At 71.9% G+C, this 22,499-nt stretch carries 22 protein-coding genes; 8 read left to right on the top strand and 14 right to left on the bottom strand.

Annotation, left to right across the window (positions count from 1 at the left end):
• Positions 1 to 39: 39 nt before the first annotated feature.
• Together ACQ1X7_RS16325 and ACQ1X7_RS16320 are read right to left on the bottom strand one after the other, a co-directional pair.
• Complete coding sequence (locus ACQ1X7_RS16325; RefSeq protein ID WP_432479282.1) at positions 40 to 1,068, bottom strand: class I fructose-bisphosphate aldolase; 1,029 nt, start codon at positions 1,066 to 1,068, stop codon at positions 40 to 42.
• Between the two features lie 35 nt (positions 1,069 to 1,103).
• Positions 1,104 to 1,394, bottom strand: a complete 291-nt coding sequence (locus ACQ1X7_RS16320; RefSeq protein WP_432479281.1) for a DUF1876 domain-containing protein — start codon at positions 1,392 to 1,394, stop codon at positions 1,104 to 1,106.
• A 181-nt stretch (positions 1,395 to 1,575) separates the two neighbouring features.
• Between ACQ1X7_RS16320 and ACQ1X7_RS16315 the strand changes: the two genes are divergently transcribed.
• The 3 genes from ACQ1X7_RS16315 (at position 1,576) to ACQ1X7_RS16305 (ending at position 4,132) form a co-directional block, all read left to right on the top strand.
• Positions 1,576 to 2,499, top strand: coding sequence for a universal stress protein (locus ACQ1X7_RS16315; protein ID WP_432479280.1), 924 nt, complete (start codon positions 1,576 to 1,578; stop codon positions 2,497 to 2,499).
• 167 nt (positions 2,500 to 2,666) lie between these two features.
• Positions 2,667 to 3,524 (top strand): universal stress protein, encoded by an 858-nt coding sequence (locus tag ACQ1X7_RS16310; protein WP_432479279.1) that lies wholly within the window; start codon positions 2,667 to 2,669, stop codon positions 3,522 to 3,524.
• Between the two features lie 23 nt (positions 3,525 to 3,547).
• Positions 3,548 to 4,132: a hypothetical protein gene (locus ACQ1X7_RS16305; RefSeq protein ID WP_432479278.1), complete on the top strand. Its 585-nt coding sequence runs from the start codon at positions 3,548 to 3,550 to the stop codon at positions 4,130 to 4,132.
• Here ACQ1X7_RS16305 and ACQ1X7_RS16300 read toward each other — a convergent pair.
• On the bottom strand, positions 4,085 to 5,122 hold the full coding sequence (locus tag ACQ1X7_RS16300; protein ID WP_432479277.1) for a hypothetical protein: 1,038 nt from the start codon (positions 5,120 to 5,122) through the stop codon (positions 4,085 to 4,087). The genes ACQ1X7_RS16305 and ACQ1X7_RS16300 overlap by 48 nt on opposite strands.
• A 180-nt stretch (positions 5,123 to 5,302) precedes the next feature.
• On the opposite strand from ACQ1X7_RS16300, the gene ACQ1X7_RS16295 reads away from it, so the two are divergent.
• Positions 5,303 to 7,015: a SulP family inorganic anion transporter gene (locus ACQ1X7_RS16295; RefSeq protein ID WP_432479276.1), complete on the top strand. Its 1,713-nt coding sequence runs from the start codon at positions 5,303 to 5,305 to the stop codon at positions 7,013 to 7,015.
• A gap of 16 nt (positions 7,016 to 7,031) precedes the next feature.
• Here ACQ1X7_RS16295 and ACQ1X7_RS16290 read toward each other — a convergent pair whose 3' ends face one another.
• On the bottom strand, positions 7,032 to 7,700 hold the full coding sequence (locus tag ACQ1X7_RS16290) for a GAP family protein (protein ID WP_432479275.1): 669 nt from the start codon (positions 7,698 to 7,700) through the stop codon (positions 7,032 to 7,034).
• Positions 7,701 to 7,826: 126 nt separating this feature from the next.
• Here ACQ1X7_RS16290 and ACQ1X7_RS16285 point away from each other — a divergent pair, with 126 nt between their 5' ends.
• Positions 7,827 to 9,704: an alkyl/aryl-sulfatase gene (locus tag ACQ1X7_RS16285; RefSeq protein WP_432479274.1), complete on the top strand. Its 1,878-nt coding sequence runs from the start codon at positions 7,827 to 7,829 to the stop codon at positions 9,702 to 9,704.
• A gap of 28 nt (positions 9,705 to 9,732) precedes the next feature.
• Here ACQ1X7_RS16285 and ACQ1X7_RS16280 read toward each other — a convergent pair whose 3' ends face one another.
• The 6 genes from ACQ1X7_RS16280 to glnA all read right to left on the bottom strand — a co-directional run bounded on the left by ACQ1X7_RS16280 (position 9,733) and on the right by glnA (position 17,105).
• Positions 9,733 to 10,002, bottom strand: coding sequence for a DUF6510 family protein (locus ACQ1X7_RS16280; RefSeq protein ID WP_432479273.1), 270 nt, complete (start codon positions 10,000 to 10,002; stop codon positions 9,733 to 9,735).
• The gene (locus ACQ1X7_RS16275; protein WP_432479272.1) at positions 9,995 to 10,756 is read right to left on the bottom strand and encodes a ferredoxin reductase; all 762 of its coding nucleotides are present in this window, start codon (positions 10,754 to 10,756) and stop codon (positions 9,995 to 9,997) included. The genes ACQ1X7_RS16280 and ACQ1X7_RS16275 overlap by 8 nt, the downstream gene beginning before the upstream one ends.
• Positions 10,749 to 11,348: a sulfite oxidase-like oxidoreductase gene (locus tag ACQ1X7_RS16270; protein ID WP_432479271.1), complete on the bottom strand. Its 600-nt coding sequence runs from the start codon at positions 11,346 to 11,348 to the stop codon at positions 10,749 to 10,751. The genes ACQ1X7_RS16275 and ACQ1X7_RS16270 overlap by 8 nt, the downstream gene beginning before the upstream one ends.
• Before the next feature lie 40 nt (positions 11,349 to 11,388).
• Positions 11,389 to 12,180 carry an MBL fold metallo-hydrolase gene (locus ACQ1X7_RS16265; protein ID WP_432479270.1) on the bottom strand — a complete coding sequence of 264 codons (792 nt, stop codon included), beginning with the start codon at positions 12,178 to 12,180 and terminating at the stop codon, positions 11,389 to 11,391.
• A gap of 70 nt (positions 12,181 to 12,250) precedes the next feature.
• Positions 12,251 to 15,358: a M6 family metalloprotease domain-containing protein gene (locus tag ACQ1X7_RS16260; RefSeq protein ID WP_432479269.1), complete on the bottom strand. Its 3,108-nt coding sequence runs from the start codon at positions 15,356 to 15,358 to the stop codon at positions 12,251 to 12,253.
• A gap of 328 nt (positions 15,359 to 15,686) precedes the next feature.
• A complete protein-coding gene (gene glnA, locus ACQ1X7_RS16255; protein ID WP_432479268.1) occupies positions 15,687 to 17,105 on the bottom strand; it encodes a type I glutamate--ammonia ligase in 1,419 nt (472 codons plus the stop codon).
• 186 nt (positions 17,106 to 17,291) lie between these two features.
• Between glnA and ACQ1X7_RS16250 the strand changes: the two genes are divergently transcribed.
• Both ACQ1X7_RS16250 and ACQ1X7_RS16245 read left to right on the top strand, forming a co-directional pair.
• Positions 17,292 to 17,663 (top strand): RDD family protein, encoded by a 372-nt coding sequence (locus tag ACQ1X7_RS16250; RefSeq protein ID WP_432479267.1) that lies wholly within the window; start codon positions 17,292 to 17,294, stop codon positions 17,661 to 17,663.
• A 79-nt stretch (positions 17,664 to 17,742) separates the two neighbouring features.
• Positions 17,743 to 18,567 (top strand): LppX_LprAFG lipoprotein, encoded by an 825-nt coding sequence (locus tag ACQ1X7_RS16245; RefSeq protein WP_432479266.1) that lies wholly within the window; start codon positions 17,743 to 17,745, stop codon positions 18,565 to 18,567.
• Positions 18,568 to 18,572: 5 nt separating this feature from the next.
• Here the strand turns inward: ACQ1X7_RS16245 and ACQ1X7_RS16240 are convergent, their stop codons facing one another.
• From ACQ1X7_RS16240 to lipB, 3 genes are read right to left on the bottom strand one after another with little or no spacing between them, the layout of a single operon-like run.
• Positions 18,573 to 19,277, bottom strand: coding sequence for a DUF4191 domain-containing protein (locus ACQ1X7_RS16240; protein ID WP_432479265.1), 705 nt, complete (start codon positions 19,275 to 19,277; stop codon positions 18,573 to 18,575).
• A gap of 47 nt (positions 19,278 to 19,324) precedes the next feature.
• Complete coding sequence (lipA, locus tag ACQ1X7_RS16235) at positions 19,325 to 20,266, bottom strand: lipoyl synthase (RefSeq protein WP_432479264.1); 942 nt, start codon at positions 20,264 to 20,266, stop codon at positions 19,325 to 19,327.
• Between the two features lie 59 nt (positions 20,267 to 20,325).
• Positions 20,326 to 21,039 (bottom strand): lipoyl(octanoyl) transferase LipB, encoded by a 714-nt coding sequence (lipB, locus tag ACQ1X7_RS16230; protein ID WP_432479263.1) that lies wholly within the window; start codon positions 21,037 to 21,039, stop codon positions 20,326 to 20,328.
• A gap of 71 nt (positions 21,040 to 21,110) precedes the next feature.
• Between lipB and ACQ1X7_RS16225 the strand changes: the two genes are divergently transcribed.
• The gene (locus ACQ1X7_RS16225) at positions 21,111 to 21,662 is read left to right on the top strand and encodes a hypothetical protein (RefSeq protein ID WP_432479262.1); all 552 of its coding nucleotides are present in this window, start codon (positions 21,111 to 21,113) and stop codon (positions 21,660 to 21,662) included.
• On the opposite strand, the gene ACQ1X7_RS16220 is transcribed toward ACQ1X7_RS16225, so the two are convergent.
• Complete coding sequence (locus ACQ1X7_RS16220; protein ID WP_432479261.1) at positions 21,608 to 22,498, bottom strand: TIGR01777 family oxidoreductase; 891 nt, start codon at positions 22,496 to 22,498, stop codon at positions 21,608 to 21,610. The genes ACQ1X7_RS16225 and ACQ1X7_RS16220 overlap by 55 nt on opposite strands.
• Position 22,499 lies beyond the last annotated feature (1 nt).

Here is a 22,499-nt window from a genome sequence, read left to right as displayed (position 1 = left end):
GGGACCAACGTCCCGGTCCGCGGCCCCGCGGGCCACTGGTCACACGGTCGAGGCACTCGTCTCCATCGCGGACACGTAGCTGCCGTACCTCGCCGCTCCGTTGAGGCCCGCGCGGTGCAGCAACGCCGCCTGCGCCTCCTCCCGCCGGCCGTCGTCGCCGGCCCAGGCGCGGAGCACCGGGCCCTGGAGCGCCCGGCCGAAGGAGAAGCTGAGCTGCCAGGGCTGCGGCTGCTGACGGTTCAGGGCGTCGAGCCGCGCGGTCGCCTGCTCCTCGGTCATGCCTCCGGACAGGAAGACCACACCGGGAACCGCGGCGGGTACGGCGCGGCGGAGCACGTCGAGGGTCGCGGCGGCGACAGCGGTGTCGTCGGCCGGCTCGGGGCAGTCCGTGCCGGACAGCACCATGTTGGGCTTGAGCAGCGTCGCCTCGAGGACGACCCGGTGCCGGTCGAGGTGGTCGTAGACGGCATGCAGCACCCGCTGGGTGACCTCCGCACACCGGTCGAGGTCGTGGGTCCCGTCCATCAGCACCTCGGGCTCGACGACGGGCATGAGTCCGGCTTCCTGGGCGAGTGCGGCGTAGCGTGCCAGGGCGTGGGCGTTCGCCTCGATGCAGGCCGGCGAGGGCCGGCCGGGTCCGATCCTGAGGACGGCGCGCCACTTGGCGAACCGGGCGCCGAGCTCGACGTACTCCGTGAAGCGCTCGCGCAGGCCGTCGAGCCCGGCGGTGACGACCTCGTCCGGGAACCCCGCCAGCGCCTTGGTGCCGGCGTCCACCTTGATGCCGGGGATGATGCCCGCCTCGTGGAGCACGGCGGGGAACGGGCGCCCGTCGCCGGTGCGCTGGCGGATGGTCTCGTCGAAGAGGATCACGCCACTGACGAACTCGGCGAGTCCCGGGGTGGTGAGGAGGATCTCGCGGTAGCCCCGGCGTACCTCCTCGGTCGACTCCACGCCGACGGTCGCCAGCCGCTTGGCCATGGTGGGGGTGCTCTCGTCCGCAGCCAGGATGCCCTTGCCCGGAGCCACGAGAGCCCGGGCGGTGTGGCCGGTCGACCGGTTCGTCATCGATGCCGCCTCCGCCGGTGGGTCGCACATCCCCGTCAGGGGCCCTCGACCAGGTCCTCGGGAAGCACGGTCTCGTGGGTGACACCGCTGATGTCGTCCGCTGCGGCCATGAGGAGCTCATGGGCGAGGGCGGAGAGGGCGCGCGCGGTGGCGAGCTCGTAGCCGATCTCGGGGACGTCGTGGTCCCGCGGACTGAGCCGCGCGGTGCCCTGCGCGCTGAGGTCGGTCCGGGCATGCGCGTGCAGGGTGGCGGTCGCCGTGGACCGGCCGTCGACCTCGCCCACGAAGATGTCCACCCGCCACGTGTCCGCGGTCGCCTGTGTCATGGCCTGCTCCCTCCTGCTCGCGTTGCGCACGCGAGGAACCTCGTCACGATCCAGTGTCGACGTCCGGAGGCGGGAGCGACCGGGCCGGAAGGCCCGGACGCCCCTGTCGATGGGCCCTGCCGGGCCGTCGCGGGCCCTTCGACGATGAGGGGAAGCTGCCCCGTCGCCGAGGAGGCGCACCATGGTGAACCCTTCCAGCCCGGCACCTGTCGTGATCGGTGTCGACGGAGAACCCGGGAGCCTCCCCGCGATGCGCTACGGCACGGCCGAGGCACGCCGTCTGGGGGCCGCCACTCGCCTCGTGCACGTGGTGCCGGGGTACCTGCCGATCTCGACCTCGATGCCGTTCACCCCGGCCGAGCTCACGGAGGTCGGCGACCGGATCCTCCGGGAGGCGACCGCGACGGCTCGCGCCCTCGCGCCGGACCTGGCGATCGAGTCGTCGCTCCGGCAGGGCTCACGTACCCTCGAGCTGACTCGAGCCGCGGCCGACGCGTCGCTGCTGGTCGTCGGTCGTACCGACCGTTCGGTCCTCGAGCGGCTGGTCACGGGGACCACGGCCGTCTCCGTCGCGTCGCGGTCCGCGGTGCCCACCGTGTCCGTGCCGGGGTCGTGGCACGACGGCGCGATCCGGACCGTGCTGGTCGGGATCCGGTCGCACCACCACGCCGAGAAGCTCCTGGGTGACGCCTTCGACCTCGCCGTCACCCACGGAGCCCGGCTGCGCGCCCTGCACGCCTGGCGGCTCTCGAGCGAGTACGACGACGTCATCGCCAGCCGCACCCGAGAGCAGGAGTGGACCGAGCGGTCGCGCGAGGAGATGGAGCGCCTGCTGCGGCCGTGGCGGGAGATCCACCCCGACCTCCCGGTCGACGTGGAGGTGGTGCACGGTCACGCCGTCCATGCACTGGTGGCGGCCTCGCGCGACGCGGACCTGCTGGTCATCGTGCGGCGTCCGCGGGACATCCCGGCGCTGCGCCACCTGGGTGGCACCGGCCGGGCGGTGCTGCAGGCGGCCGAGTGCCCCGTGCGGGTCGTGCCACCCGAAGCCGCGGCTCCTCCCGGGTCGCAGCTGCGCCGGCGTGGCGCCCTGGCGACCCGCTGACGTCGAACCGGCGCCCGGGGGCCCGTTACGCACGGGGCGCGCCTCCCCGGGCGCCGGCCCGTCCGCGGCCCGTGAGCGGGACCATGGTCCCTCCGTCACCGCCCTCCGGCCCTGACCCGACCCGCGTCGCCACCGCGAGGCTGACCACAGGACGGAAGGAGCAGGCGATGAGGGAACAGACGATGACGCACCTGTGGACGGACCCGGACAGCGTGCCTGCAGGCACCATCTTGGTGGGTTGGGACGGGTCGTCCCCTGCGGCGCTGGTCTGGGCCGTGAGGCACGCCCGCGGCGAGCGCCGGCCGATCACGGTCGCCAAGGGTCTCGCCGCCCACGTCGCCGGCGACGTCGAGGTGTGGCCCGCTGAGGACGAGTGCCGAGCCGTCGCCGAGGGCATCCGGGCCGAGGCGCAGGTGGTGCTGGACGAGCACGGCCCGGGCACCGAGGTCCACGTCGTCGCGGCACCCGGGCAGTCGCGCGCCATGCTGAGGGCGCTGTCGCAGGACGCCGAGATGGTCGTCGTCGGGTCTCACGGACGGGGGCCGGTCGGCAGCAAGGTGCTCGGCTCCGTCAGTGTGGCCGTCGTCCGTGAGGCTCAGTGCCCGGTGGTGGTCATCAGGCCGCAGCACGACCCGGGCGAGCTCAGCCACGGCATCCTGGCGGCCGTCGACGTCGACGACGCGACGGCGTTGGCGGTCGTGGAGTTCGCGGTGCACGAGGCCTCGGTCCTCGGGCAGCAGCTCACGGTGGTGCACGCCGTACCCGAGGACGGGTCCGGCATCATCGTGGACAACGCCCGCCGCCAGCTCAGCGAGCTCCTCGCGGGAGTGCGCGAGAAGTACCCGGACGTGACCTGCCTGCCCGTCGTCCAGCGTGGACGCACCCACGACGTCGTGCTCGACCAGAGCCGTGACCGATACCTCACCGTGATCGGCAACCCGCGCCACCAGCGCCACCACGGGACCACCTCGGCCTCGCGCATCCTCGAACGCGCGACGGTGCCCGTGGCCGTCGTCCCTCTCTGACGGAGCTTCGGGGGAGCGTCGCCATGAGTAGCCACCGGACGCTCTGGCTCGTCGCCGTCGCCGGGACAGCGGGCACCGCGGTCGTCGGCAGCCTGGGGGCCATGGCCTGGGGCTCAGCGCTGCTGCTCGGCGTTCTGCTGGCGGTCTTCGGGGGCGCCTTGGGTCTGGCCCTGGGGCCTGAGCTGACGGGACGGGTCGGGCGTCCCGTCCTCGCCGGGGCCGCCCTGGCTGTCGCGACGGGGCTGAGCCTGGGGCTGGGGCACCTGATCGGCGGACTCCCGGCGCTCGGCGTGGTCGTCGCGCTGGGCGCGCTGTCTCCCTTCGTCACCTCTCGCGCCGCGCGAAGGCTGCGCGGTCGCGCCCTCCCCGGGCGGATCGTGGCGGCGGCGTCGGCCCCGCCGGGTGAGGCGCTGCGGCTTCAGTGGAAGGAGTCCGGCCGCCAGCTGGCCCTGGCCGCCACATCGTCGGAGCTGCTGCTCATCGTGCGGGTCCGGCAGCAGATCCTGGACGACCTCCTGGAGCGCTCGGGCGGCGTGCTTCCGGACTACGTGTGGAGCACCTCACCCGGCCGGGGTGGTGGTCCCGACATCGCCTCCCGGGGCTCCTGACCCGGCCCGACGTGTCGTCCGGTCCCTCCGGCGTCGCGACGTCCAGACGGCCGTCACCACCAGGAGGAGGCCGATGACGAGCAGCGCGAGCGGCGCGGCGAGTGCTCCCGGGAACCAGCGGTCGACGGCCTCCGGCAGGACGAGGAGGACGGCCACCGCGCCGACCGCGAGCAGGACCAGGTCGCTCAGCAGCACCGAGACCAGCACGACGAGCACGGCGCTCGCGAGGGCGAAGCCGACGCCGAGGTCGTACGCCATCGTGGTCGCCGCGCCGATCACCAGGGCTGCTGCGCCCAGGGCCATCGCGACCCGCGGCGGCCGCAGCGCGCCGCGCCACCCGAGCAGGGCCCAGCACGCGCCCACGCCCCAGATGCCGAGCCCCGGGAGCGCCTCGACGTTGCTCGCCTCGCTGATCAGGGCCACCGCGGTCAGCGCCAGGGCGACCATCATCGCGATCTGCTGCAGCAGGTGGGGGTGGACCCACCACAGGACGATCGCCAGCGCCGCGGCACCGCTGCTCGCGAGGAGCGCCACTCCCTCCTCGCGCAGCGACAGGGTCTCGTCGCCGAGGACCACCAGGAACCCGGCCGCCGCCCCGGTGGCGCCGACCCACAGCACCGACCGGAGCCGGGACGCGGCTCCGCCGAGACGCTGGGGAACCAGGGAGCCTCCGACGAGCAGCGCGACGGCCCCGGTGCCCGCGATCGCGAGCCGTGTCCCCGTGGGGAGGTCGGCCCAGTACAGGCCCGAGAGCAGGAGGGCGGCCACCACGACGATGACCCCGCCGAGGTAGCCCAGCGCCTCGATCGCGAGGGCCGTCGAGGGCGCTTCCGACCGGACGCGGACGAGGAGTCGGTGGTCGGCCCGCAGCATCGCCTCGGCCTGGTCGGCCGTGATCACCCCGTCTGCGCGCCACCGCTCCACCAGGGTGGCCAGCTCGACGGGCTCGGGGCGGGAGTCGGGCGACTTCCGTGCGTCCTCGGCCAGCACGGCTCCAGCGTGCTCGGCCCGGAGCCCCGGCCGCCACGGCCGGACGTCATCGCCGCCGGGTGACGTTGGTCCTCGGGGGTCGCCCGATCGGACCCTCTCCGGCGGTCGTGCACTCCACCCCGGACTGCCGCGACGACTAGCATCGAGGAGATTCGAGCCTCGAGCGTGCGGGAGGGTGGCGTGGCGGACGAGGGCGGGCTCGTGCGGACGCCACCGAGGTCGCTGGCGACGTTCCTCCCGATCACCGTCTGGATCCGTCGCTACCGGACCTCGGACCTGGGCCCCGACCTGACCGCCGGAGTCGCGCTGGCCGCGCTGCTGATCCCCGAGTCCATGGGGTACGCCGGCGTCGCCGGCGTACCTCCCGAGGTGGGGTTGTACGCGGCCCTCGGCGCCGTGCTCGCCTACGTGGTGACCGGGGGAACCTCCATCCTCGTCGTCGGACCGGCGTCCGCGGTGGCAGCGCTCTCGGCCTCGATCGTGGGGGACGTCGGAGGCGCGGACCCGGTGGTGCTGTCGGCGGCGCTGGCCCTGATGTCGGGCCTGCTGCTGGTCGTCGCGGGTGTGCTGCGGTTCGGGTGGGTCGTGAACTTCATCTCCGGGCCGGTCCTCCACGCCTTCGTGGCCGGACTCTCGATCTCGATCATCATCGGCCAGCTCGACGGCCTGTTCGGCGTGAAGGTCGACGCCGAGTCCGCCCTCGGCAAGCTGGTCGACGTGGTGCGCCACCTCGGCGAGTGGTCCGTCCCGACGGCGGTGGTCGGACTGGGTTCGGTCGCCACGATCCTGCTCCTCGAGCGCTGGCTGCCGCGGGTGCCCGCGGCGCTGGTCGTGGTCGCCGCGGGGGTGCTCCTGGTCGTGCTCCTCGACCTCCAGGACCGGGGGGTCGAGATCGTCGGGGAGATCCCGCGCGGACTCCCCGACGTCGGGATCCCGGACCTTCCGATCACCACCTGGCTGGAGCTGTTCGCCGGGGGCGCCGCGCTGCTGCTGGTCGGGTTCTCGGAGGGCTACGCGGCCGCGTCCAGCGTCGCGGCGGAGCGTGACGAGGAGGTCGATGCCGACCAGGAGCTCTACAGCAGCGGCATGGCGAACATCGCCTCGGGCGCACTCGGTGGCCTCGCGGTGTCGGGCAGCCTCTCGAAGTCCGCCGCCTCCTCGGCCGCCGGGGCCCGCACCCAGGTGGCCAACCTCACGGCGGGCGTCCTCGTCCTCGCCACCCTGCTCTTCCTCGGCCCGGTGTTCGAGCGGCTGCCCGAGCCGGTCCTTGCGGCCGTGGTGATCGTGGCGGTGCTGAGATCGGCGGATCCGCGGCTCCTCGTCGGAATGTGGCGGGTGAACCGGCTCGACTTCGCGGCTGCGTCGGCAACCTTCGTCCTGGTGCTGGTGTGGGAGACGCTGCCCGCGATGATCGTCGGCGTGCTGCTCTCCCTGGCGTTCGTCGTCCGGAGGGCCAGCTTCCCCGACGTCGTCGAGCTGCGCCCGGAGGCCGACGGCACCTACGGCCGGCTCGACGACCTCACGGGTGTTGCGCCGTCCCCGGGCGACGTCGCCGTGGTGCGCCTGGAGGCCCCCCTGATCTACGCCAACGCCGCGCGACTGAAGCGCGCCGTCCGCTCGCTCGTCCGGAGTCGTCCCCCCGTCCGTGTCCTGGTCCTGGACGGGGAGATGTTCTCCGACCTCGACACCAGCGGGGCCACGGCCCTCGAGGAGCTCGACGGCGAGCTCGCAGCAGCGTCGATCGAGCTGCGGCTGGCCCGCGTCCACACCCGTGCCCGCGACCAGCTCGAGCGCTCCGGGATCGCGGACCGCTTCCGCGGTCGGACGTTCCCGACGGTCCATGCGGCGGCCGGAATCGAGCCGCGCACCGGCGACGACGCCGCCGGCCCCTGAACCGACCGGCAACCCGTCACACGACCGTGAGCCCGTCGCCGACCAGCTTGGTGCCGATGACCAGCAGCAGCACCGCCATGATCGCGGCATTGTGCGCGACCATCCAGCCCTTGAGGTCGTCCAGGATCCCGGTGGCGCGGTCGCCGGTGGCCAGGTAGACGACGACCGGGGCGGCGACGCCCAGGCTGGCCACGACCGCGAACACGACCGAGGCCCCGACCGCGGCCCTGACGTCCCCCGGCGCGGCCGTGGCGATCGCGGCCCCGCCGGACACCGCCAGCAACAGGTTCTTGGGGTTGACCGCGCCGAGCAGTGCGGCCAGCCCGACCGCCTTCACGGGCGTGAAGGTGTCGACGGCCGCCATCCACGTCGGCGTCGGAGCCTGCGCGCCGTCCCGGGGCCGGCCCTGCCACCGCCGGACGGCGAGCAGCAGGAGCAGGGCGCCCAGCACGATCTTGACCCATCCGGTCCACGACGCAGGTGCGCCGTCGTCGTCGGCCGTGCCGGCCGCGAGCGCGACGACCAGGGCCACCCCGCCGACGGCGACGAACCAGGTGAGGACGAACGCGACGGCGTTCGCCCGCGCGCTGCCGCTCACCAGCATCAGCACCACGGCCACGATCGGCAGCGGGCTGACCATCACGCCCACCGCGATGGGCAGCGACTGTCCGATGGCCTCATTCACGCGGACCGTTCCTCCCGATAGCCGGGTCGCCCAGCAGGGGCGCCACCACCCTCGCGAGCGCCGCTGCTGCCGCTCGTCGCCCGAAATGGGTGATCGACAGCCGTGCTCAGGAGGAAGACTGCGAGCATGACGTCTCTCGCGGCCAGTCATTCCATCGTCGACCAGCAGCACGCCCTGCGCGAACGGTTGCCGTTCTCCGACACCCAGGACTTCGACGACGCCCGGCGCGGGCTCGTCGTCCCCATCGAGGAGCCGGTCCTCGCCGACGACGGGACGGTGCTCTGGGACAACTCCACCTACGACTTCCTCGAGGGCGAGTGCCCCGACACCGTCAACCCCAGTCTGTGGCGGCAGTCGCAGCTCTGCGCCATCGACGGTCTCTTCGAGGTCGTCGAGGGCATCTACCAGGTCCGCGGCATGGACCTGTCCAACACCTCGATCATCGAGGGCGACGAGGGCATCGTCGTCATCGACACCCTGCTCTCGGTCGAGACCGGGGCCGCCGCGCTCGCGCTCTACCGCAAGCACCGCGGCGATCGTCCGGTCAAGGCTGTCGTCGTCACCCACTCGCACGCCGACCACTTCGGTGGCATCAGGGGCTTCGTGACCCAGGAACAGGTGGACGCCGGTGCGGTGAAGATCTTCGCTCCCGAGGGGTTCACCGAGCACGCCGTCGCCGAGAACGTGTACGCCGGCACCGCGATGAACCGGCGCGCGGCCTACATGTACGGCGCGGCGCTGGCCCGTGGCCCGCACGGCGGCGTCGGTGCCGGTCTGGGCCAGACCATCTCGACCGGCACCGTCTCCCTGATGGAACCCACCGACGTCGTGAGTGAGACCGGCCACGAGGTGACGATCGACGGCGTACGCATGGTCTTCCAGATGGCCCCTGACACCGAGGCGCCCTCCGAGCTCCTTCTCTACCTGCCGGACTTCAGGGCGTTGTGCACCGCCGAGGACGCGACCCACAACCTGCACAACCTGTTGACCCTGCGTGGGGCTGTCGTCCGGGACCCGCACGGATGGAGCAAGTACCTCACCGAGACCATCGACCTGTTCGGAGCAGACGTCGAGGTCGCCTTCGCCTCGCACCACTGGCCCACCTGGGGCAACGAGCGGGTCGTGGAGTTCCTGGGTCTCCAGCGCGACCTCTACGCCTACCTGCACGACCAGACCCTGCGCATGCTCAACGAGGGTCTCACCGGCCCGGAGATCGCCGAGACCATCGAGCTCCCACCGGCGCTCGAGAGGGCCTGGTCCACGCGTGGCTACTACGGCTCGGTCAGTCACAACGTGAAGGCGATCTACCAGCGCTACCTGGGGTGGTTCGACGGCAACCCTGCCCACCTCTGGGAGCACACCCCGGTCGAGAGGGCGAGGCGGTACGTCGAGCTGGCCGGCGGCATCGACGCCCTCGTGGACGCTGCCCGGCGGGCCTTCGACGCCGGCGACTACCGATGGGCCGCCGAGACCGCCAACCACGCTGTCTTCGCCCAACCGGACCACGGCGGCGCCCGCGAACTCCTGGCCGACACCTACGAGCAGCTCGGGTACGGCTCGGAGAACGGCACGTGGCGTGACTTCTACCTCTCCGGCGCGACCGAGCTGCGCGACGGCCAGTTCGGCACTCCGACCGAGACGAACGCACCCGACGTGATCGCCCAGCTGACGCCAGACATGCTGTTCGATGCCCTGGCGATCCAGGTCGACGGGCCGGCTGCGTGGGACGAGGAGCTCAGCATCGACGTCGTGCTCACCGACACCGACGAGCGCTACCGGGTCCGCCTCGCCAATGGGGTGCTGACCTACAGTCCGCGCCCCCAGCGCGGCAGTGCCGACACGACCGTGACGACGACCCGTCGAGCCCTGCCGGCGCTGGCGAGCGGCAACCTGGCCCAGACGGGCATCGAGGTCACTGGCGACGAGTCGACGATCGGTCGCCTGCTCGGCGTCCTGCGGCCGGGTGACAAGAACTTCGCCATCGTCACCCCTGACGCTGACTGAGCCGCGCCGCTGCCCAGTGGACCTGGGCTCAGGAGGGCAGTCGCCAGGACGCCGAACCGGTGAGCTCGACCCAGGTGCTGTCGGGGGTCTCGACCACCCGCGCGAGCACCGTGTCGCAGCCGTGGCAGCGCACGACGACACCCGGGCCTCGCGCGTAGACGGCGAGGCGGGCGAAGACGTCCCGGTGGCCACACCCGGCACAGACCACCACGGCCGTGGTGACGTCGGCGGCGAAGACGGCGCCGAAGGCACCGGCGGCCGCGTTGCCGTCCAGGGCATCGGTCTCGCGGTCACTCATCAGCGCCTCCTGTGGGTCCGAACCGCTCGGTGCGGATCGTGGACGGGTCGTGTCCGAGCCCGACGAGCAGCGTCGCGACGGCCTCGACGAACCCGGTGGGGCCGCACACGAACGCACGCGCCTCCGGGGCAGCCTCGAGATCGGCCGCCGTCACCCGACCCGAGCCGCGGGGGTCCAGGGGAGGGGCCGAGCGGGTGTGCACGACCCGGACGTCGAGGGCGGGGTCCGCGCTGCTGAGCTCGTGCAGCTCGTGGGCGTAGAAGACGTGGTCCGGGCTGCGGACCGAGTAGACCAGCCGGAACGGCGTCCGGTCGCGGGCGGCACCACGGGCACGGAGCATCGACATCAGCGGGACGACACCCGAGCCGCCCGCGACCAGGAGCACCGGGCCGTCGCCGGGAGGCGACCAGACGAACCAGCCGCCCACCGGTCCCCGCAGCTCCAGGGCGTCGCCCGGCTCCATCACGTCGACCAGGTACGAGGAGACCTCGCCGCGGAGAACCCGCTGCACGGTCAGCTCCAGCCGCCCCGCCCGCGACGTCGACGCGACGGAGTAACTGCGCTGTGCGCTGTAGCCGTCCTCGGCCGTCAGCTTCACGTCGACGTGCTGTCCCGCCAGGTGGCCCGACCACCCCGGGACGTCCAGGACGAGGGTCCGGGCCCGCTGGGTCTCCCACCACGCGTCGACCAGTCGTGCCGGCAGCCAGCCCGTCGCGCGGCGAGCCGCCCGCGGCGCGGTGCCGGTCTCAGTCACCGACGTACCTCTGCTCCCGCCACGGGTCGCCGTACTCGTGGTAGCCGAGGCTCTCCCAGAAGCCGAGGCGGTCCTCGTCGTGCAGCTCGATCCGGTTGACCCACTTGGCGGACTTCCACAGGTACAGGTGCGGCACGAGGAGCCGTGCGGGGCCACCGTGCTCGGGTGGGAGGTCCTCGCCGTCGTGCTCGACGACGATCCACGCCTGGCCGTCCATCAGGTCCTCCAGCGGAAGGTTGGTGGTGTAGCCGCCGTACGAGTGCACGAGCGCGAAGTCGGCCTCGGTCTCCAGCTCGGCCAGCAGGGTGTCCAGCGAGACCCCTCGCCAGGTCGTCCCCAGCCGGCTCCACTTCGTGACGCAGTGGATGTCGGTGGTGAGCTCCTCGTGGGGGAGCGCCCTGAGCTCGGGCCACGTCCACGACGCCCGATCACCCGCGGGCCCGATCAGGTCGAGGCGCCACTCGTCCAGGCGGACGACCGGCGTCGGCCCGGCCGACAGCACCGGGAAGTCCTCGGTCAGGTACTGCCCCGGAGGCAGTCGGCTGTCCTCCGGCTCGCGTGACCGGCCGAAGCCCCGGCTGATGACCCCCATCGCTGCCTCCCCGCCCGCGCACCGGCGGGCCTCTCGCAACCTAGCGCGCCTGCTCGCGCGGCGGCACCTCGGCGGCCACCCCGCGGTCGAGCCAGTGGACCTGCGTGGTCGTCACGCCGGTGAGCGTACGGCGCGCCACGTCCTCCGGCTGGCTGAAGTGGGACCAGCCCTCGTAGTGCACCGGCACCGCCACGCGAGGGTTCGAGAGCGCGATCAGCTCGAGGGCGTCCCGGCTGCTCATGGAGTAGCGGAGGGGACCGGTGATCGGGAACCGGACGCACCCGAGGTGCACCAGCAGGACGTCGACGTCCAGGCCCGTCGCGGTCCGTCGTACGGCGTCGTGGAGGACGGTGTCACCGGTCATCCAGAGCCGGGTCGTGGTGCTGCTCCCGACGCCCAGGGCGAAGCCGATCACGGTGCCGGCGACCGGGCGGCTGAGCGGTGGCCCGTGGCGGCACGGCGTGGCGATCAGCGTCAGGTCGGGCCGTCCCGGTCGGGTGATCGTGGTGGCCTCGCCCGGCTCGAGACCGCGCACGTGCGGGTGCCCCAGGCGCCGGGCTCCCGGTCGGGTGGTCACCACGGTTCCGGCAGCCGTCAACGCCTCTCGCCCGAGGGCGTCCAGGTTGTCGGCGTGGTGGTCGTGGCTGAGCAGCACGACGTCGATCGGGCCCACCTCGTGGGGCTGCAGAGCCGGCCCCGCCGTCTTGGTCGAGGAGGTGCCCCACCCGAACCCGTACCGACGCCCCGGGGGGTCGAAGGTCGGGTCGGTCAGGATCCGCCAACCCTCCGTCTCGATGAGCACGGTGGGCCCACCGATGTGCGTGAGGCGCATGCAGGTGAGCCTGCCTGCCCGGCCGACCACGCGGACCACGTGGTCTGCGTAGTCGACGGGGAGGGACGTTCTAGCGACGGACGCGCAGCGAGTAGGCGTCGGACACCGAACGAGCGATCGATGTGCCCTCGAACTTCATCACCAGCGACTTCTTGCCAGGCGCGACCTTCGCCGCAGACACCCTGATCACGACCTTCCCGGACGCGACCGTGGCAGTGCCCTTCTTCTCGCCGGCCAGGACTGCGGTCACCTTGCCGCCGTCGGCCCACGGGCCGACCCCGAACTTCAGCACGATCGACGTGCCGCGCTTGACGCCGGCCTTCCGCTTCTGCGCGTTCTTGGCCGACTCGCTGAACGCGGGCACCGCCTTTCCGACTTCGCGCGCAGCGCTGGTGGCCGCTCCCGGCGACAGGCTGGGGCCGGTGCCGGTCACCCTGACCGTGAGCCGGCGACCGACGTCGGCCCGCGCCGGCGTGTACGTCGTCCCGGTCGCTCCCGGGATGGGAGCGCCGTTGCGGCGCCACTGGTAGTCAAAGTCGGTCACGCCGGGCCAGACGCCGGGGTTCGCGCGCAGCATCGAGCCGTACCGGGGCGTCCCCGTGATCGACGGCGGGGTGGTGGCCGCTGCGGGGGCGAACCCCCATCGCAGGGTGAACCCGGGCTCGCCGGCGTCGTACGGCTGGTGACCCACCGCGATGCGGTAGGTGGTGCCGGCGTTCGCGGTGAAGCTCACCCGGCTGCGCTTGTCGGTGCTGCTGACGTCGTTGTTCGACGCCACCTCGGTCAGCGACCCGACATTCGGGCCGGTGTAGACCGCGAGCACCGTGTCAGGCTCGGCGCTGCCCAGCGTGTCGAAGACGTACCTGCCCGCGGACGGGGCGGTCCACTCGTACCAGACCGACCCGGTGTAACGCAGGCCCGCGTGCTTCGGTTCGCCGTCATCGACGTCTGTCCACGAGTAGGCACTGTTGCCGGCGACGCTCCCACTTGTCCCGGTGATCGTCTCGGCGTCAGTGAAGAAGTCGTTGAGCGGGTAGGTGTAGATGGTCAGCCACATGTCGCCGCCGACGGGCGGCGCGGTGCCGGACCACCAGCCCCCGGCCTGGACGTAGTAGGTCTCGCCACCTTCGATGACGCGGGGCGTGAGGTAGGAGTACCCGGAGTTGTTCGCGGCCTCGTCGTTGCAGCCCCGAGCGGTGAGCGACGCGAGGTCCTCGCCCTGCCAGAGGTTGAGGACCGTGTCCAGGGGGCCGGTCGTGAATGCCTCGAACACCATGTCGCGCGGCGGGGTGACCTTGTACCAGACGGTCTTGCCCAGGTCGCAGTTTCCTTGGCTGGCTTCGGGTCCCTCGACGGTGGCGAGGTTGTTGTTGACCTTGTGCCCGAACTCGCCGAGCTCGGCGGTGATGGCGTCGGCGAACCCGTCGTTGCGGGGCGGTTGGTTGGCCGGGCCGGTGAACGTGGCCGTCATCGCCTGCCCGGGGTCACTGATGCCGGTGATGGACGCGCCGCTGGCGCTGCCGTCGTTCCAGTCGCTGTTCGGTGAGGTGGATGGACCGAAGCTGCGGTTGTTCTCGCTGCCGGGGAACAGGTCGCCGGGGTCGCCTTCGTTTCCGAGCTCGTCGAGCTGGTTCAGCCCGTCGGCTTCCTCGATGTCGACGATGCGGGCGCCGACGACGGTGTTGTCCTCGGAGGCTTCCTCGACGTGCATGACCATCAGGCCGGAGCCGGGCAACCCTGCGTCGTAGGTGCCGGGGGTCGCCTGCCGGTTCTCGATCAGGAAGTACTCGCCGGCAGCGGGAGCGGACCAGTCCCAGTCGTATCCGAACGGGTTCTGGCCGAGCGTGACCGCGTGGTCCGTCGTGGCGGTCCCGGCTGCGGCATTCAACGTGTGGGTCTGGGTTCCGGTCACCCTGGTCGGGGTGATCCAGCCCAGTGAAGCCCGGGACCAGGCGTCCATCATGATCGGCGTCTCACCGTAGAACTGGTCCCCTGGCACCTCTGCCCACTCGCCGGCAGCCATCAGGCTCCACATACCGACTCCCTCGGAGTCGTAGTCGTAGTCGTAGAGGTCGGGGAGACCGAGGTCGTGGCCGAGCTCGTGGACGATGATCCCGACGGTCGCCTGATGGTCGACGTGACTGGGGTCGCTGGCTCGGCGGTGGATCTCGCCGAACGTGGAGTACCCCCAGCCGCCCACGTAGGTGCCGTCCACCACGGGGATGTCGTCGTAGAAGAGGGTGCCGTTGTGCGCCCACACGTTCCTCGTCGGATCGGCGCGTCCGTAGGCAGCTTCGAGTCCGGCGGCCACCACCACGATGTGCAGCTCGGTGTTGTCGACCACGTCGTTGTTGTTGGTGTCGTAGGCGGCGTAGTCGACGTAAGGGTCGGCGGCGATGATCGCCTGCTTCGCCGCTTCCTTGTTGTCGGCGTTGTACTGAGATTGCTCCCAGCCGGGGTTGGGCATGTCCAGGTCTACCCAGCCGACGACGCCGTCGTCGGCGGTGCCGCTGGAGTCGTTGGCCGGGACGAAGTTGAGCTGGCCGAGGGAGGCTTGGTCGTAGTAGTCGCGCACGCTCCGGTCGGGTCCGAAGAACCGGTCGTGCCACTGGGCCGGGGTGGTGCCCAGGGAGTCGCGGTCGGTGAACTGGGTCAGGATCACCAACGTCGGTGCGTCGCCGAGAGCGGGAGCGGGCGCCGGCCCGCTTGCGGGCGCCATCGCCCGCGCGGGCACCCGCGTCTGCCCCGACAGCTCCCGGCCCCCGGGCGGCGTCGGGCGCGTCCCCTCATGCTGGGCCAAGGCCCGATTGATCTCGGCCTGGTCACGGAGGTGCTTCGCCACGGCGGGGGCGTCGTCTCCCGCGATGCGTGTGGACTTCGTGAGGGTGCCGTTCGGCCGCTGATGAGCGTAGACCCAGTACCCATCGGCGCGCTGGACGATGGTGTGGCCGGCCTTGGTCTCCAGTCCGTTGTAGTACTCATCGCCCCACTGTCGGGCGACGATCTTCTCGCCGTCAGGCTGGGTGAGGGTGACAGTGACGGGGGCGGCCTCGCCGGCGCTGGCAGGGCTCGAGGTGAGCGCGAGGGCGGCGAACGCCGCTCCGGCTGCGCTGGCGAGGTAGAGACCTGCTCTTCGTCGGTTCAGGCGGTGGCGTCCTTGGTCTCGACCGTCGGCCACTGTCGGGGCTGCCGTCGTTCCGCACATGCGCGCGTCCGTTCGTCCGAGGGCGCCCGTCGGGCTCCACAGTGGTCCGTCACGCAGTCCCGTCCAGCGCACGGAAACGCGTGCGTCCCGGCATCTTCACTCCGGATGCCGGTGAGGCAGCGGTGCGGTCGGGAAATCTCCCCCAGATTGGCGAAGCGCCTGCGACACCCTCATGACCGCTTCGTGCTGTGACGCGAGAGCAGGCGAACGTCCGCCTCCGCTCGCCCGGCGGCGATGACGAACGAGGCCCTCGCGTCATTGCGGGTCAGCGGCATGGCGGAGGCCTCGATCGACGGAGGTCCTAGATGTCGTAGTAGAGCTCGAACTCGTGCGGGTGCGGGCGCAGCTGCACGGGGGCGATCTCGGAGGTGCGCTTGAAGTCGATCCAGGTCTCGATCAGGTCGTGCGTGAACACGTTGCCCTCGGTGAGGAAGTCGTGGTCGGCCTCGAGGTTGTCGAGGACGGCGCCGAGGCTGGTCGGCACCTGGTCGATCTCGGCCATCTCGTCCGGCGGGAGCTCGTAGATGTCCTTGTCGATCGGCTCGGCCGGCTCGGTCTTGTTCTTGATCCCGTCGAGGCCGGCCAGCATCAGCGCCGAGAAGGCCAGGTAGGGGTTGGCCGACGGGTCGGGGAACCGCGTCTCGACCCGCTTCGCCTTCGGGTTGGCGCCGGTGATGGGGATCCGGACCGAGGCCGACCGGTTGCGCGAGGAGTAGACCAGCGAGATCGGCGCCTCGAAGCCCGGCACCAGCCGGTGGTAGGAGTTCACCGTCGGGTTGGTGAAGGCCAGCAGCGACGGGGCGTGCTCGAGGATGCCGCCGATGTAGTGACGCGCGGTGTCGGACAGGCCGGCGTACCCGGTCTCGTCGTAGAACAGCGGGTCGCCGTCCTTCCAGAGCGACTGGTGGACGTGCATGCCCGAGCCGTTGTCACCGAAGATCGGCTTCGGCATGAAGGTGACCGACTTGCCCGCCTCCCAGGCGGTGTTCTTGATGAGGTACTTGAACTTCATCACGTCGTCGGCGGCCTTGAGCAGCGTGTCGAACCTGTAGTTGATCTCCGCCTGGCCCGCGGTGCCGACCTCGTGGTGGGCCCGCTCGACGTGCAGCCCGCACTGCTCGAGGTTCTTGACCATGTCGGCACGCAGGTCGCTGTAGTGGTCGTAGGGCTCGACCGGGAAGTAACCGCCCTTGAACCGCGTCTTGTAGCCGCGGTTGTCGCCCTCCTTGCCGGAGTTCCACCAGCCCTCCGCGGAGTCGATGTGGTAGAAGCCCTCGTTCTCCGAGGTCGAGTAGCGGACGTTGTCGAAGATGTAGAATTCGGCCTCGGGAGCGAAGAACGCGGTGTCGGCCACGCCGGTCGAGGCGAGGTGGGCCAGCGCCTTGCGGGCGATGTTGCGCGGGTCGCGCGAGTAGGCCTCGCCGGTGATCGGGTCGTGGATGAAGAAGTTCACGTTCAGCGTCTTGGACCGGCGGAACGGGTCGACGTAGGCCGTCGTCGGGTCCGGGAACAGCGACATGTCCGACTCGTTGATGGCCTGGAAGCCGCGGATCGAGGAGCCGTCGAAGTTCAGGCCGTCGTCGAAGACGGACTGGTCGAAGGACGACACCGGGACGGTGAAGTGCTGCATGATCCCGGGCAGGTCGCAGAAGCGGACGTCGATCATCTCGACGCCCTCGTCCTGCACGTACTTCAGCAGCTCGTCGCTGTTTGCGAACATTCGTCCTCCTCGGCCGTCCCGATCGGGGGAGCGGCCACCAATTCTGTGCGGAACAAGATCCCGGTGCGGCTCTGCATCGGCTGGCCCGAAGGTAGGCAGGGCCGGTTTCCCGACCGTATCCCGTTTGTTTCGGCCGTGTTACGGGTGGCCGCCGCGGTCTCGCGGACCGGCCTCTAGGCTGGCGCGGTGACCGAGACCGCGAGCTGGCCGCGCCGCATGCTCGCACTCCTCGTCGACTGGGTGGCCAGCACCCTGGTGGTGGTGTTCGCGATCGGATGGGCCGGCTGGCTGGAGGACCGGGCCTCCGGCTTCTACGTCCTCGGCGTCTTCGCCCTGGAGTCGACGATCCTCACTGCCCTCGCCGGCGGATCGTTCGGCAAGCTGGCGACCCGGCTGCGGGTGGTGCGCGACGACGGGAGCGGGCGCCCGCTCGACCTGCTGCGCTGCCTGCTCCGGGCCGTCCTGGTGTGCCTGGTCATCCCGCCGCTGGTCTTCCGTCCCGACGGCCGCGGCCTGCACGACATGGCCGTCGGGTCACGCACGGTTCGGCTCGACTGACCACGGTGCCCATGGTCCGCGGGTTACGGTGGTGGCCAGTGCCGCGCACCCGACCCCGGCACCCGGAAACGGGGGAGACATGTCCGTCCACACCACTCTCGGCGTCGTACGTCGCCGCCTGGCCCTGGCGGCGATGCTGCCGGTCCTGGCGCTGACGGCGGCGTGCGGCGCGGACGAACCCGCCACCGACGCGGAGGGGTCCTCGGCGGAGTCGTCGGAGTCGTCGGAGTCGTCGGAGCCGGCCCAGAGCGGTGACCAGCCCTACGACGCCGAGTCGATCATCCCGGCCATGCAGGCGGCGCTCGGTGAGCAGACCTCCGCGCAGATGCGGATGCAGATGTCCGGTCAGGTCGAGATGTCGATCTCCGGCCAGATGGCGATGACCGAGGAGTTCGAGGACGGCGAGATGGAGCTCACCGTCGAGTTCCAGGGCCAGAGCCTCGAGATGAGGCAGGTCGACGGCCTGCTCTACATCTCCGGCGCGCCGATGACCCCGGCCGGCAAGTGGATCGAGATCGACCCGCAGGACGCCCAGAACCCGATGGCCCAGCAGTTCGCCGGCCTCACCAGGAGCGGCGACCTGAACACCACGTTCGACGCGTTCCGCGAGGGCCTCCAGGACGTCGAGTACGTCGGCGAGGAGGAGATCGACGGCGACACCACCCACCACTACGTGTTCACCGTCGACGCCGCGAAGGCCGCCGAGGCGCAGGGTCAGCCGATGCCGCCCGGTAGCCCCGAGCAGCTCACCTACGACGTCTGGCTCACCGAGGACGACCTGATGCGCCGCGTCTCCTTCGAGCTCGGCCCGGTGAAGGCCGTGATCGACGCGACCGACTGGGGCGCGCCGGTCGAGGTGGAGGCACCCGCGCAGAGCGACATCGTCGAGGGCCCCCAGGTCTGATCGGGTCAGCGACCGCGCATCTGGCCGCGCAGGCCCTTCATGCTGGTCGGTACCGGCCCCTTGGGGATCGGCATGTTGGAGCGGTTGGCGTCGATGGCGCGCAGCCGCCCACGGACGTCGGTGAGCTCGGCACCCTTGAGCGACTTGCCGAGCTTGTTGACGTGCTTGACCAGCTTGCGCAGCGGGACCTGGCCCTCGTCGTCGCCGACCACGACCAGGTGGATCGGGACCTCGGCGACCACGCGCTGGTGGCGGCGTTCCTCGGAGGCCATCAGGGTCTTCAGCCGGTGGGGGTTGCCCTCGCCGACGAGCACGATGCCGGGCGGCCCGACCACGCGGTGGACCATGTCCTGCTGCTTGGTGAACGCGATGAGCTGGTCGGTCTTCCAGCCCTTCCGCAGCGACGACAGCGCGCGGGCGGCGGCACCGGTCGTCCCCTCCATCTGGTCGTACGCCGACTTCTGGGCGCGGCGGCCGAACAGGATGACCGTGAACAGCAGGCCGAGCATCAGCGCGCCGACGATCGACATGATCAGGCTGAGCGTCCCGGACCCCGGCAGCACGGTGAACAGCCCGTAGCCCAGGGCCGCGCCCAGGACGAAGGCGCCGAGCAGCCACACCCCGATCCTCGGGTCGGTCCGCTTGGTCATCCGGTAGGTGGCCGCGATCTGCTGGCGGCGGGACATCTCCGAGGGGTCAGGCGTGGACATCGGTGCTCTCTGTGTCGTCCGGCGGGCGGCGCCGGGTCAGGCGGTTCTCAGGCGGGGGACGCAGTACGGGCGTCCATGGCCTGACGGTACAGCCGACCGGCCCGGTAGGACGAACGCACCAGCGGCCCCGACATCACGCCCGCGAAGCCGATCTCCTCGGCCTCGGCGGCGAGCTCGACGAACTCCTCGGGCTTGACCCACCGCTCCACCGGGTGGTGGCGCACGGAGGGCCGGAGGTACTGGGTGATCGTGACCAGCTCGCACCCGGCGTCGTGCAGGTCGCGCAGCGCCCGGGAGACCTCCTCACGGGTCTCGCCCATGCCGAGGATCAGGTTCGACTTGGTCACCAGGCCGAAGTCGCGGGCGGCCGTGAGCACGTCGAGCGAGCGGTCGTAGCGGAACGCGGGCCGGATCCGCTTGAAGATCCGCGGCACCGTCTCGACGTTGTGGGCGAGCACCTCGGGCCGCGACTCGAAGACCTCGGCGAGCAGGTCGGGCTTGCCGTTGAAGTCGGGGATCAGGTTCTCGACCCCGGTGTCGGGGTTGAGCTCGTGGATGGCACGCACCGTCTCGGCGTACAGCCACGCCCCGCCGTCGGGGAGGTCGTCGCGGGCGACGCCGGTGATGGTGGCGTAGCGCAGCTCCATGGTGCGCACCGACTCGGCGACCCGGCGCGGCTCGTCGCGGTCGAGCGGCTGGGGCTTGCCGGTGTCGATCTGGCAGAAGTCGCACCGGCGGGTGCACTGGTCACCGCCGATGAGGAACGTCGCCTCCCGGTCCTCCCAGCACTCGAAGATGTTGGGGCAGCCGGCTTCCTGACAGACGGTGTGGAGTCCCTCGGACTTCACGAGGTTCTGCAGGTGCTGGTACTCCGGACCCATCCTCGCCCGGGTCTTGATCCACTCGGGCTTGCGCTCGATGGGGGTCTCCGCGTTGCGGACCTCGAGCCGGAGCAGCTTGCGGCCATCAGGTGCGGGGGCGGTGGTCACGTCCGCCACCTTACGCGGGTGACCCAGCCCACCCGAATCGACCGGAGGGCCTGCCGAGGCTACGGAGAGACCAGCTGGATGCGCCCGGGCTCGGGGCGCGGGTCGTAGTCGGGGGTGGCGTCGTACGGCTCCCAGGCCAGGTACGACGACAGGTGCTCCTCGACCAGCGGGACCACCTCGGCCGGGGTGACGTCGCGGCCGAGCTCGGCGCTCAGCGTGGTCACGCCCGCGTCGGCGATGCCGCAGGGCACGAACCGGTCGTACCAGCTCAGCGAGACGTCGCAGTTGAGGGCGAAGCCGTGCATCGTCACGCCCCGGCTGACCCGGATGCCGAGGGCGGCGATCTTGCGCTCGGGACCGCGGTCGTCGGCGCGCAGCCAGACGCCGCTGCGCCCGGGGACCCGGGCGGTGGTGACGCCGAGGTCGGCACAGACGCGGATCAGCGCCTCCTCGACCCGGCGGACGTAGTCGACGACCTTGACGTGGTCAGGGAGCCGGACGATGGGGTACCCGACCAGCTGGCCGGGTCCGTGGAACGTGATCTTGCCGCCGCGGTCGACGTCGATGACCGGCGCCCCGCCCGGGTCGAGCGGTCGCTCGTGGGGCTCGGTGCGCTTGCCGCAGGTGAACACCGGCGGGTGCTCGAGCAGCAGCACGGTGTCGTCCCGGGTGCCCGCCACGACGGCCTCGTGGACCTCGCGCTGCAGGTCCCAGGCGGCCAGGTAGTCGACGGCGTGGTCGCCGAGGCCGGCGATGCGGTGGTCGAGGGGCACGCTGTGCAGCGTACCCCCGGGCCTGTGGACGACCGCCGACGCCGGCGCCCGGATCGGCCTACGTTGGCGGGGTGACGGCAGCCGCTCCCTCCCGGCGTCCCGTGGCCCTCGGGGTCGCGGTCGCGGCGCTGCTCCTGGTGGGCGCCGCGCTGTGGCCGGACGACGACCCGGCGCCCCGGTCGGCGGCCCCCGCGGCCGATCGCACGGCTCCGCTCGCGGTGCTGCGTGCCTGGGACGACGACCGCGCGGCAGCGTGGCGCGAGGGCGACCTGCGGGCGCTGCGCCGGCTCTACCTCCCCGGCTCGCGGGCGGGTGCGGCCGACCGCGCGATGCTGGCCTCCTACCTCGACCGGGGTCTGCGGGTCACCGGGATCCGGATGCAGGTCGCGGCGGCGGACGTACGCCGGGCGAGCGACGAGCGAATGGTGCTGCTGGTCACCGACCGGCTCGTGGGGGCCGAGGTCCGCGGCGGGGACGAGGCGGTGCCCCTCCCGGTCGACGGCTGGTCCCGCCGCCGGGTCGTGCTCGTCCGCACCGGGGATCGGTGGCGGGTCGGCGAGGTGACCGGTCAGGCCAGGGCCGACGCCATCACGGCGGCGGCGTCGGGGTCCTCGAACCGGTAGCCGAGGTCCAGCAGCGCTGCGGGCCGGAGGTCCATGGAGCGCAGCAGCTCCGGTGCGGCCGGCCCGGCGCCGACGGCCAGCACCCGGCGGGGGACCGCGAGGAACGCCGGCCGGTGAACCGTGCGGGCGAACGCCTCGGTGAACTCCGCGTTGGTGGGGGTCTCGGGGCAGCACACGTTGAACGGCCCGCTGGCCGTGTCGTGCTCCAGGAGCAGGGTGGCCGCGCCGACGAAGTCGCGCATCGACACCACCGGGAAGCGTTGCCCCCCGTCGCCGAGCCGGGTGCCGAGCCCGAGCCTGAACAGCGGCGTCAGGATCCTCATCGTGTCGCCGCCGCGCGCCAGCACCGGCGCGGTGCGCAGGACGCACACGCGGGCCCCCGCCTCGACGGCCGGGTCGGCGGCCGCCTGCCAGTCGCGGGTCACCCGGGTCATGAAGGCGTCACCGCGGCTCTCGCTGGCCTCGGTCACCACCTCCTCGCCGTGGTCGCCGTAGTAGGCGGTGGCGTTGTTCGCGAGGAAGGCGGGTGGCCGCTCGGCCCGGGCGATCGCCTCCGCCAGGACCCGCGTCGTCACGACCCGGCTGTCGTGGAGCGCGCGCTGCCACTTCTGCGTCTGCGGGATGCCGAACAGCCGCGACCCGGCCAGGTTGACGACCACGTCGGCGGCCTCGACGACCCCCTGGTCGAGCGAACCGGCGTACGGGTCCCAGGTCACCTCGCCGGGCCCCGGGTCCGGACGACGGGTCAGGCCGGTCACCGTGTGGCCGCGCGTCCTCAGCTGCGCGGCGAGACGAGTCCCCAGGAAGCCGGTCGCGCCGGCGATCACGACGTCCATG

The organism is Nocardioides sp. GXQ0305 (assembly GCF_050880345.1).
GTDB lineage: Bacteria > Actinomycetota > Actinomycetes > Propionibacteriales > Nocardioidaceae > Nocardioides.
Note: the sequence above shows the minus strand (reverse complement) of the source record. Positions and strands in the feature narration are given on the sequence as shown.

Bases quoted from the DNA above. Each gene is read 5' to 3' on its own strand.
- ACQ1X7_RS16325 (WP_432479282.1), bottom strand. From the start codon at position 1,068: ATGACGAACCGGTCGACCGGCCACACCGCCCGGGCTCTCGTGGCTCCG.
- ACQ1X7_RS16320 (WP_432479281.1), bottom strand. From the start codon at position 1,394: ATGACACAGGCGACCGCGGACACGTGGCGGGTGGACATCTTCGTGGGC.
- ACQ1X7_RS16315 (WP_432479280.1), top strand. From the start codon at position 1,576: ATGGTGAACCCTTCCAGCCCGGCACCTGTCGTGATCGGTGTCGACGGA.
- ACQ1X7_RS16310 (WP_432479279.1), top strand. From the start codon at position 2,667: ATGAGGGAACAGACGATGACGCACCTGTGGACGGACCCGGACAGCGTG.
- ACQ1X7_RS16305 (WP_432479278.1), top strand. From the start codon at position 3,548: ATGAGTAGCCACCGGACGCTCTGGCTCGTCGCCGTCGCCGGGACAGCG.
- ACQ1X7_RS16285 (WP_432479274.1), top strand. From the start codon at position 7,827: ATGACGTCTCTCGCGGCCAGTCATTCCATCGTCGACCAGCAGCACGCC.
- ACQ1X7_RS16280 (WP_432479273.1), bottom strand. From the start codon at position 10,002: ATGAGTGACCGCGAGACCGATGCCCTGGACGGCAACGCGGCCGCCGGT.
- ACQ1X7_RS16270 (WP_432479271.1), bottom strand. From the start codon at position 11,348: ATGGGGGTCATCAGCCGGGGCTTCGGCCGGTCACGCGAGCCGGAGGAC.
- ACQ1X7_RS16265 (WP_432479270.1), bottom strand. From the start codon at position 12,180: ATGCGCCTCACGCACATCGGTGGGCCCACCGTGCTCATCGAGACGGAG.
- glnA (WP_432479268.1), bottom strand. From the start codon at position 17,105: ATGTTCGCAAACAGCGACGAGCTGCTGAAGTACGTGCAGGACGAGGGC.
- ACQ1X7_RS16245 (WP_432479266.1), top strand. From the start codon at position 17,743: ATGTCCGTCCACACCACTCTCGGCGTCGTACGTCGCCGCCTGGCCCTG.
- ACQ1X7_RS16240 (WP_432479265.1), bottom strand. From the start codon at position 19,277: ATGTCCACGCCTGACCCCTCGGAGATGTCCCGCCGCCAGCAGATCGCG.
- ACQ1X7_RS16220 (WP_432479261.1), bottom strand. From the start codon at position 22,498: ATGGACGTCGTGATCGCCGGCGCGACCGGCTTCCTGGGGACTCGTCTC.